Here is a 10,050-nt window from a genome sequence, read left to right on the forward strand (position 1 = left end):
CTTTAAATTTTTTATTTACTTTGAAAACAGGAACATCTTGTGCAGGCACAGTTAAAACTTGTTCACTTTTAGGAACTTTACATTTTCTTTCCTTACGGTGTTTTAATTGAATACTTCCTAATCCTGGAAGAATTACTTTTTCATTTTTATGTAACCCTTCTTCAACTGTTTCGTTTAAAGATAGTAAAAATTTTTCTACTTTTTCTTTAGTAACGCCCAATTTGTCGGACATTGCATTTAATAAATCTGATTTGGTCAACGTTAATCTCCTTTAATTCTATTTTGTCTTTTATATTTGCAAATCTACTTGTATTTTAACAAAAAAATCTTTTATTAACTACAAAAAATAACATAGATTCATTTATTTTCAAAATTGAAAATCTTGTTTATGTTTATAATAATTTATTTTTTTTCAAAAACAACATGAATCTAACTTGATTTTAACACACAATTACTCTTTATTAACACAAAATCATTTATTTTTGTTTTATTTTGTCTCTAATATCTTAGATAAGATATTTTCTAGGGGTTTTTTTTCAAAAACGACTTGATAAGCGCTTTGGATGATAGGTAAAACAATGTTTTTCTCTATAGATAATTCATAAAAAACTTTTAAATTGTTAACTCCTTCAATAGTTTGAAAAGAATTAGCATAAATATCGTTTAAATCCATTCCTAAACGGATTTTTTTACCCGCTTGATAATTACGTGAATTTTCGTTAAAAGCTGTCACGATAAAATCGCCTAAACCAGAAAGCCCTAAAACAATGTCGGTTTTCATGTCTAAAATTTCTAACACTTTTTTCATTTCTATAATGCCTAAACTGATAAAAGCCGCTTTAGCGTTAGTTTGGAAATCCTCATTATCTAAAACACCACTTACCAAAGATAAAGCATTTTTAAAAGCACTACATAATTCGGATCCCATAACATCATCAGAAGGATTGATTTTCAAATAATGAGGGTTAGAAAATATTTCCACTATTTCTTCGCTAAAAGCTTTATCATCAGAAGCAGACAATAAAAAAGTTATTCGCCTTAAAATGACTTCTTCCGCATGCGAAGGACCTAATAAAGAAGCATAATTTTTCAACTTATCAGGATCTATTTCCTCTTTAGTAATTTGAAAAATCATTTTATTACTCTTAGTTTCAATCCCTTTAGAAGCGTTAATAAAACTTTTGGGTTTTTTCAAAAGAGGATTAATTTGTTGTAAAAAAGTTCTCATTTTTTGAGCAGGGATACATAAAACAATGATATCTGCAAAATTCAACGCTTTTTCTAAATCATTAGTAGCAACAATCTTTTGCAAAGATAAATCAAAAATAGGATGTTGTTGGTTGTTAATTTTATTAATATATGTTTCGTTATTATCATATATTAAGACTTGATGTTGGTTGTCGGTCAGAACTTGTCCTAAAGTAGAGCCCCAAGCGCCACCACCCATAATAGTGATTTTTTTCATAACAAATCCATTTCTTTCTTTTTAAAAATCATTTTAATCGGTAATCCTTTTAATTCTAAGTGTAATCTCAATTGGTTGTTTAAATATCTTTTATAAGAAAAATGAATATAATCAGGATTATTAACTAAACAAATGAATTCCGGCGGTTTGGTCGATGTTTGTTTCAGAAAATAAAATTTAGCCTTTCCACCTTTAAATAAAGCAGGAGGATTCATTTGAGTCGCTTCATGCAAAATATCGTTCAAAAGGGCGGCACTAAAAGATTGATGATAATTATAAAATATTTCTTCTAAAACAGGAAAAAAAGTATGAATTCTTTTTTTATTAAAAGCTGACACGTACACGATAGGAACATGATCAAAAAATTTAAATTCATTTTTGATTTTTTGATTAAATTTTTTCATATCTTTATCATTATTTTCCGCTAAATCCCATTTATTCACTATAATCATGCAAGGTTTAGCATAGTTAAAAATCATAGCCGCAATATTACGGTCTTGATCAGAAATTTCTTGACTAGCATCCAGAACAAAACAAACAATATCACTTCTTTCCAGAGCACTTAAAGCTCTTAAAGAACTGTATTTTTCTTGTTTTTCATAAATTTTGCCTCTTTTTCTTAAGCCGGCAGTATCTACAATATGATACGTTTTACCGTCTTTTTGAAAAACAGTGTCCACAGCGTCTGTAGTAGTACCAGGAACATCAGAAACAATCATTCTTTCTTGCGCTAATAAAGCATTAGTTAAAGTTGATTTGCCTACATTAGGTCGTCCTATCAAAGAAAACCTTAATTCTTTGTCATTAATTTTGACATCTGTTTTGCGAGGGTGATGAGCGATTACTTTATCTAATAATTCACCAATACCAATGCCATGATGAGTGCTAATTCCCACCACTTCATCAAAACCTAAAGAATAAAAATCATAAACATTTTCGATAAAATTAATATTATCGATTTTATTGACTGCTACGATAATAGGAATATTTTTTTTATAAAGCAGTTTAGCGATATCTAAATCTTCTTGAATCAATCTAGTATGACCGTCGGTCACAAAAATAATTAAATGGGCTTCATTAATAGCCAATTCTGCTTGATGTTTAATTTGTTCTTTAATAGAGACATTTTCAATTTCAATTCCTCCAGTATCAATCAAAGAAAAACTTTGGTTTAACCAGGTAGCTTTAGAATAAATACGATCTTTGGTCGTCCCTGCTTTTTCATAAACAATCGATATTCTTTCGTTTAAAATACGATTGAATAAACTCGATTTGCCTACATTAGGGCGCCCTATAATAGCTACTTTAAAATTCATAATTTTTCCATTATTTTAACTTCTATAAATTGCACCACTTCATCAATAGACATATCAGTCGTATCTAATAATAAAGCATCTTCGGCTTTTTTTAGAGGAGCTAATTCTCTTTCTATATCTTGTTTATCTCTCGCTTCAATACTTTCCACAATGCTTTCTAAAGAAATATTTTTTTGTTTGTTAGCGAACAATTCTTTTTGTTTTCTAAGAGCTCTCATTTGTGCAGAAGCTGTTAAAAAAATTTTTAAATTAGCCTTGGGCATCACAACGGTTCCGACGTCTCTTCCGTCCATAATAATAAAAGGGTGTTGTTGGATTAATTTTTGTTGTAAATTAAAAATTTTATTTCTCACTACAACTAAAGAAGAAATAAAAGAAATTTCTTTTTCTATTTCTTTATCTTTTAAACGAGCGGTTAAATCTTCATTATTCAAATAAAAGATATTGTCGGCTAATTTAATATGAGTTTCTTCTAACCTTTTGGCTAAGATTTTTTGGTCTTCTGGAGTTTTATAAGGTACTTTATTCTTTAAAACATAATAAGTTAAAATACGAAATAAAATACCTGTATTTAAATAAAACCATCCAAATTTATCTGATAATAATTGACTGATAGTACTTTTGCCTGAACCAGCTGGCCCATCAATAGCTAATTTAAAACCTAACATATTATAATATTCTCCGCGTTTTTTGTTTCTCTTTATTTGAGTTGATGAATTGTGGAAATATTCGCCCCAATATAATATTTAGATATCTTTCTTTTTTTATTTCAAAATTTATTCTAACATTATTTACTCGTGTCTCGAGAAACATATTGTCCTGTTTCTGTATTCACAATAATTGTTTCATCTTGAGCGATAAAAATAGGCACTTTAACCTTTAAACCTGTTTCTAAAACAGCATCTTTATAAGTGGTGGTTTTTTTATTAGTGTCGCCAACCGCTCCAGGATCCGTTTGTACCACTTTTAAAGATATTTTGTCTGGCAAAAAAACGCCTAAAATTTCTTTCTCATCGCAAAAAACCACTTCCACCACCATTTCTTCAGCTAAATATTTAACTGCACCTTTTAGGGTTTTTTTTGGTATTTCAATTTGTTCATAAGTCGTCTCATCAATGAAAACATATTTTTCATAATAAATATAAGAAAATTTTAATTTTCTTTTGTCAATTAACGCTGTTTCTACTTTGATACCGGAATTAAAAGTATGTTCGATAATTCCGCCTGTTCTCAAGTTTTTGAGTTTACTACGTACAAAAGCCGCTCCTTTGCCTGGTTTAACATGTAAAAACTCAATAACTTGGTAAATATGGTTGTTTAACTTAATAGTTTGACCTGTTTTAAAATCGTTTGTACTAATCATTTTAGTCGGATTCCTTTTTTAAAAATTTTTCAATTATATTAATGGCTTGGTTTTCTAAATCATTCGATAAAGCATCTATCACAAATAAAGGTTTTATTTGATTTTTAAACCATGTTTTTTGTCTTTTAGCGTATTTAAAAGTTTTAGAAATAATTAAGCGTTTAGCTTCTTCTAAAGTGATTTGATCTTCTAAAAACAATTTTATTTCCCGATATCCGATAATATTGAAATTAGTTTGAGGATAATCTTTAATTAAAATTTTGACTTCTTCGATAAAACCTTTTTCTAACATCTGTTCTAACCTTAAAACGATTCTTTGTTTTAAAATCTTACGCTTGATATCTAAATAAATCACTAAAAAATCAAAAAGAGGCGTGTTTTTGCCTTGTTTGTCAGATCTTAATTTGCTTTGGTTTAAATGTTGATAAGCGCTGATAATGCGATGAGGATTATTCTCATCTAAAACCAAATGAGGATCTTTTTCTTTCACTGCTTGAAGTAGTTGTTTAATATCGACCTTTTCGTCCAAATAATTTTTAGGTAAAACTTTTCCTTCAAATTCATAATCAAAAAGAGCGGCTTTAATATATAAACCACTTCCTCCCACTAAAAAAGGAACATCAATTTGAGGAATAATTTTTCTGACATCTTTTTGAAAGTCATAAATATTATAACAATCTTTAGGTGAAATAACGTTTAACAAATGATGTTTAATGTTATTTTGTTCTTCTAACGTGACTTTAGCTGAACCAATATCAAATTTTTGATAAATTTGTACTGAATCAGCGTTAATTATTTCACCTTGAAAATGTTGAGCTAATTTGATTGAAAGAGCGGTCTTTCCTGATGTCGTCGGACCTGCAATAACTATAATTTTTTTCACATTCTTTTCCAATTTCTTTTAGATTGATGTTTAAAATAGACGATAATTTTTTTATTCGCTATATTTAATTTTAGTAATTTTTCTCTCTTTGCCGAAAGTCAATAAAACTCCATTTAATTGTCTTTTTCCTTGGGCGTTTTTTTGTTTCATTTTTTTTTTAGTATTTAAAAAATTATTAATAATAATGTTTTTATCTTGACCGATGACGCCATCTAAAGGACCTGTCATGCCTACATCAGATATATAAAGCGTTTTTTTAGGCAAAATACGATCATCGTTCGTTTGGACGTGAGTATGAGTTCCCACTATAGCATCGATTCTTCCGTCAAAATAATGAGCTAAAGCAATTTTCTCACTAGTAGCTTGAGCGTGAAAATCCAATAAAGAATAATCATATAGGTCGCGATATTCATGTAAAATTTTATCTACTTCTGTAAAAGGGGAAGATAAAGAGTCGTTATTCATAAAAACTCTTCCTAAAGCGTTTATTATCAATATCTTTTTATTTTGATATGTAACTATTTTATGACCACTTCCCACTTTCTTGCTTTCATCATTAACCGGACGAATAACGTTAGAATGGTCAATAAAATTTTCTAAAGAATTGTGCTTCCAAGTATGATTTCCCATAGTCATTAAATTAACTCCAGAAAGAGTTAAATTTTGGTAATTTTCATAATTTAAACCTTGTCCATCGGCTACGTTTTCGGCGTTAACAATGACCATTTCGGCATTATATTTTTTTTTTAAGAGATTGATTTTTTCCATTAAATAATCAACACCTGATTTTCCACAAATGTCTCCGACAAAAAGAATGTTCATCGTTTGCTCCTTTGTTTTATTTTTTCTCATTTGTTGAATTAATAAAATTAACCAAATAATCATTTAAAATAACTTTTTTTAACTATTAACGTCAAAAACTTCGGTCACTCTAAATTCTCTGATAACTGTTATTTTAATACTTCCATTGTAATTGATGTTTTTTTTAATTTTGTTTTTAATTTGTTCGGCTATCAAAAAAGTTGCTAAATCATCAATATCTTCTGGTTTAACAATTACTCTTATTTCTCTACCTGATCTAATAGCGTAAGATTTCTCAACTCCTTTAATGTTATCGGCTATTTCTTCTAATTGAGTTATCCTTTGGATATAATTTTCGATTGATTCTCTACGTGCTCCAGGGCGAGAAGAACTAATTGCATCAGCAATAGCCACTAAAACAGCTATAACAGTTTTTGGTTCTTCGTCTTCATGATGAGATGCTATAGCATCTATTACTTCTTCAGGCTCTTGAAATTTAGTCGCTAAATCCACACCAATTTTAACATGACTGCCTTCTATTTCGTAATCTAGGGCTTTTCCTATATCATGCAAAAGACCAGCTCTTCTGGCAATATTTTGATTTTCACCTATTTCAGCGGCTAATTTACCAGCTATAAAAGCTACTTCTACAGAATGTCTTAAAACATTTTGCCCATAACTAGTTCTAAAATTTAATTTACCCAACAATTTGACTAAATCATTATGAATAAAACCTATTTTAGTTTCTAAAACAGCTTCTTCACCTATTTCTTGTATAAAATTATCTACTTCAAAATTCATTTTATTAAAAGTTTTTTCAATACTCGCTGGAGTGATTCTACCATCTACGATTAAACTTTCTAAAGTTCTTCTCGCTATTTCTCTTCTGATAGAATCAAAAGAACTTAAAATAACTGTATTAGGAACATCATCTATAATTAGATCAACTCCTGTGATAATTTCAAAAGATTTAATGTTTCTACCGTCTTTACCGATAATACGACCTTTTAAATCATTATTTTCAAAATAAATGATATCTACGTTATGTTCCGAAGAAATATCTCGAGATAAAGTTTGCATTGTGGAAACTAATAAATTAGTGGCTTGTTTTTTAACTTTAAATTTCAACTCTTCTTCTTTTTCTTTGATTAAAAACATCATATCTTGCGCAACTAATGTTCTTGCCTCTTCCATTAAAATTTCTTGAGCTTTAACTTGAGTTAAAGAAGCTATTTCTTCTAATTTTAATTGTTGTTGGTTAATAATTTGTTGGATCTTGCTTTGAAGGTGTTCCATTTCTTTTTTTTGTTTATTGATGTTTTGTTCTTTAAAAAACAATAATTCCTCTTTCTCATTTAAATATTTAGTTCGAGAAGCCAACAAGTCTTCTTTATAAATTATTTTTTCCTCTAAATTAACGATTATTTTTCTTCTTTGATTTAAATCATATTCTGTTTCTTTTTTTAATAAATAAATTTCTTTTTTAGCTTCTGATAAGAGATCTTGCGCTAATATTTGAGAATTTATTATTTTATCTTTGATTTTTTTATTGGCGTTTTGAAGCATTTTTTGAATTTTAAACCGATAATGAAAAAAATAATAATAAACTCCCGCAGTTAATAAGATTAAGAGCAGAACAACCAAAGCAAGGAACCATAAATGTGTTCCTGGTAACATTTTAATTGTATGCCTTCCCTTTTTTACATATGTGTGTTTTTTTATTTTTATTCTTAAAAATGAAAATAATTTTTTTATCAAACAAAAATAATTTATCCTTATTATAAACCATTCTTTGGAATTAAAGAACATTTATTTATATTTTAAATAAAATTCTTTTAAAAATTAATTTATCTTTTTTGATCTGAATTCTAAATTAGGATTGTAAAAAAACATTATACCATAAAAAAACATTATTGTAAAGGACGAAAGTCCTATAAATAAGACAAAAGGGTGAAATATTTTTTGTTCTTCCCCTCCCAGGTTTCTTTTCTATGATGCGAATATATAAAAAATAAACAAATTAAAAAATTTTAATTTGTTTATGATTGTCCTAGATAAGGCGCTCCAATTCAAAATTTATTTTCCATTTTTGAAAAATCAATTCTTTGTTTTATATAGTCTGAAATAATTGATTGACTCTATTGGAAATAGATGGCTTGCGTAAAGGAGTTTTTTTACCTTTGGCTACATTATTTTTATTTGGTTTTAGCGGATTTAATATTTGTTTTTGCGCTCTATCTAAGAAATTTTGACCTAAAGCAATTGTTTGATCTTGTATTTTATGAAATATTGGTGAATTTTGTAATTTATCCAATAAGTCTGAGCTAGAGCCTGTTTTACTCTTACTTTCTGGAGCGATTTGGTAATCTTTTGGAGTTGTTAAATCAGAATTTTCTGCTATCTTTTCTTCTGATTCAATGTTTAAAGGTGTTTCTTCTGAAACTATTTCTTCTGAGATGGGTTCTTCTGGTTCTAATATATTTTCTTCTGCAGCGAAAGCGCTGATATAAATGACTGAAAAAACAACCATTAAAATGGCCATTATCGAAAGTGACCCAATGATTAATTTTTTAGAATTGAATTTGTTTGTCAATTTTTTTGTTAAAACTCCTCTTTTTTGGAATAATTTATTTTTTTAATGTTTTTAAAGTTTAATTTTAAGTTTTTAAGTTTAATTTTTAATTTATGTTTAGGTTGGAAAGTTTATAAAATTATAATAATTTTTACAAATATTTAAAATTTAACTATCCGTTAATATTATATATTAACATTTGACTTATAGAAAAAAGAAAAATTACTTTATTATCTTTTGTTTTATAACAATTTTTACCCTATAAAAGGTTTATTGAGTGGTTTTTATCTAAATAAGATTGAAAAGTTAAACCGAAGGTATTTCTTCTTATTTTAAGCTTTTCTTTTTAGGCTTTTAGTAACAAAACCTTTTATCTTGCCAAAAAAACGCATAATGGAATTATATCGGATAGAAAGTGAAAAAAAATTATGAAAAAAAACAACTTATGAGTTAATATAAAAAAGCCTAAAAACATCAAAATAACTGCTATTATCGTAATAGTGATCATTTTTTATATGTTTTTTCTTTTTTTAGCGTTTATAAGTGGTTTAAAAACTTTCAGAAGACAACTCCTATCCTCATTTCTGTTCCAGAAAACACTTCCCAACCGATAAACAACAATAACATCTTCCAAGATGATAAGCAAAAAGATTCTATTTTAAAAAACAAAATCAACCTTACCCCTTATTTAGAATATTCTGATAAAAAAGGCAACACCATCAGAGAATACCGTTTTTTTTAAAATATGGAACTAAAGTGGTCGATACTTTAAACCCATTGAAACCTCTTCAAAAACCTTGTATTTTCCATTCCAACCAAGGATCTCAATATACCGAGAAAGTTTTTCAAAATTTATTAAAACAAGAAAGTTATCTCCAAAGTTTCTCTGATGCAGGTTTTTCTGCTCAAAACGGTTGCATAAAGTCTTTTTGGTCTAATTTTAAAGGCGAACAACTTTATTTAAGAGATTTAGAAAACACAAACACTAAAAAACTGATTACTCAATATATTTATTATTAAAACCACAAAAGAAGTATAAAATATTTAAATTATTTTTCTCCTAAAACTTTTAAAGTGAGAAAAGAGGTTTTTCTAAGTTTTTGAAGAAGACGATTTGGGAAGAGTTTTAAATCAAATACTTAGGAATCAGTTTTATTATAAAAATAAAAAAACTCCTCTTAAACACTGGGATGTTTAGCATTTTCCACCCAAAATAATAACCAAATTTTCAATTTTAAACGATCTTTTTTTTAAAAACTTATTTATTTTTTTTAATCATAAATTTATTTTTCGTTAATATTTGATACCAAAAAAAATCTTAAAAGGATATTTTTAAACAGACGTTAAACCTCATTTTTATTATTTTAAAAATTTTATCGATTTACTCTTTTTCTTAAATGATAAAAAATTTATAAAAATGAAATATCTATATGGTTGCACAAAAGGAAAAAATATTTTCTCTAATATCATTAGAACATATTTTTAGTCAATATTTTAAAAAAGGTTGACAATTAATTTTTTTATATTATTATTGAATTAATTAATAACTAACCTTTCCAAAAAAAACTATTTTTTTTGGAAAGGTTAGTTATTTTCAATTGGTGCCATTATAGGGGAGATCGGCCGTGAGGACATTTATTTTTTTTTTTT

10 protein-coding genes are annotated in these 10,050 nt (G+C 27.5%); 1 reads left to right on the forward strand and 9 read right to left on the reverse strand.

Annotated elements, in window-relative coordinates:
* The 9 genes from ON17_RS00870 to ON17_RS00910 all read right to left on the reverse strand — a co-directional run.
* Nucleotides 1–259: HU family DNA-binding protein (locus ON17_RS00870; RefSeq protein ID WP_017191600.1), on the reverse strand; the 259-nt coding region annotated here is incomplete at its 3' end.
* Nucleotides 260–487: 228 nt separating this feature from the next.
* On the reverse strand, nucleotides 488–1,465 hold the full coding sequence (locus ON17_RS00875; protein ID WP_017191601.1) for an NAD(P)H-dependent glycerol-3-phosphate dehydrogenase: 978 nt from the start codon (nucleotides 1,463–1,465) through the stop codon (nucleotides 488–490).
* Complete coding sequence (der, locus tag ON17_RS00880; RefSeq protein WP_017191602.1) at nucleotides 1,462–2,781, reverse strand: ribosome biogenesis GTPase Der; 1,320 nt, start codon at nucleotides 2,779–2,781, stop codon at nucleotides 1,462–1,464. Before der ends, ON17_RS00875 begins: the two co-directional genes overlap by 4 nt.
* Nucleotides 2,778–3,449 carry a (d)CMP kinase gene (gene cmk / locus ON17_RS00885; RefSeq protein WP_017191603.1) on the reverse strand — a complete coding sequence of 224 codons (672 nt, stop codon included), beginning with the start codon at nucleotides 3,447–3,449 and terminating at the stop codon, nucleotides 2,778–2,780. Before cmk ends, der begins: the two co-directional genes overlap by 4 nt.
* Nucleotides 3,450–3,568: 119 nt before the next feature.
* On the reverse strand, nucleotides 3,569–4,144 hold the full coding sequence (gene efp, locus ON17_RS00890) for an elongation factor P (RefSeq protein WP_017191604.1): 576 nt from the start codon (nucleotides 4,142–4,144) through the stop codon (nucleotides 3,569–3,571).
* Between the two features lies 1 nt (nucleotide 4,145).
* The gene (gene miaA, locus ON17_RS00895; RefSeq protein ID WP_017191605.1) at nucleotides 4,146–5,027 is read right to left on the reverse strand and encodes a tRNA (adenosine(37)-N6)-dimethylallyltransferase MiaA; all 882 of its coding nucleotides are present in this window, start codon (nucleotides 5,025–5,027) and stop codon (nucleotides 4,146–4,148) included.
* A gap of 51 nt (nucleotides 5,028–5,078) precedes the next feature.
* Nucleotides 5,079–5,849: a TIGR00282 family metallophosphoesterase gene (locus ON17_RS00900; protein ID WP_026071983.1), complete on the reverse strand. Its 771-nt coding sequence runs from the start codon at nucleotides 5,847–5,849 to the stop codon at nucleotides 5,079–5,081.
* 78 nt (nucleotides 5,850–5,927) lie between these two features.
* Entirely contained in the window at nucleotides 5,928–7,505 is a 1,578-nt protein-coding gene (rny, locus tag ON17_RS00905; RefSeq protein WP_017191607.1) for a ribonuclease Y, read from the reverse strand.
* Nucleotides 7,506–7,938: 433 nt separating this feature from the next.
* On the reverse strand, nucleotides 7,939–8,421 hold the full coding sequence (locus ON17_RS00910; RefSeq protein ID WP_040849595.1) for a hypothetical protein: 483 nt from the start codon (nucleotides 8,419–8,421) through the stop codon (nucleotides 7,939–7,941).
* A 735-nt stretch (nucleotides 8,422–9,156) separates the two neighbouring features.
* Between ON17_RS00910 and ON17_RS00915 the strand changes: the two genes are divergently transcribed.
* Entirely contained in the window at nucleotides 9,157–9,420 is a 264-nt protein-coding gene (locus tag ON17_RS00915) for a hypothetical protein (protein ID WP_017191610.1), read from the forward strand.
* Nucleotides 9,421–10,050: the final 630 nt, after the last annotated feature.

This window comes from Poinsettia branch-inducing phytoplasma str. JR1 (genome assembly GCF_000309465.1).
In the GTDB taxonomy this organism is placed as follows: Bacteria; Bacillota_I; Bacilli_A; order Acholeplasmatales; family Acholeplasmataceae; genus Phytoplasma; species Phytoplasma pruni.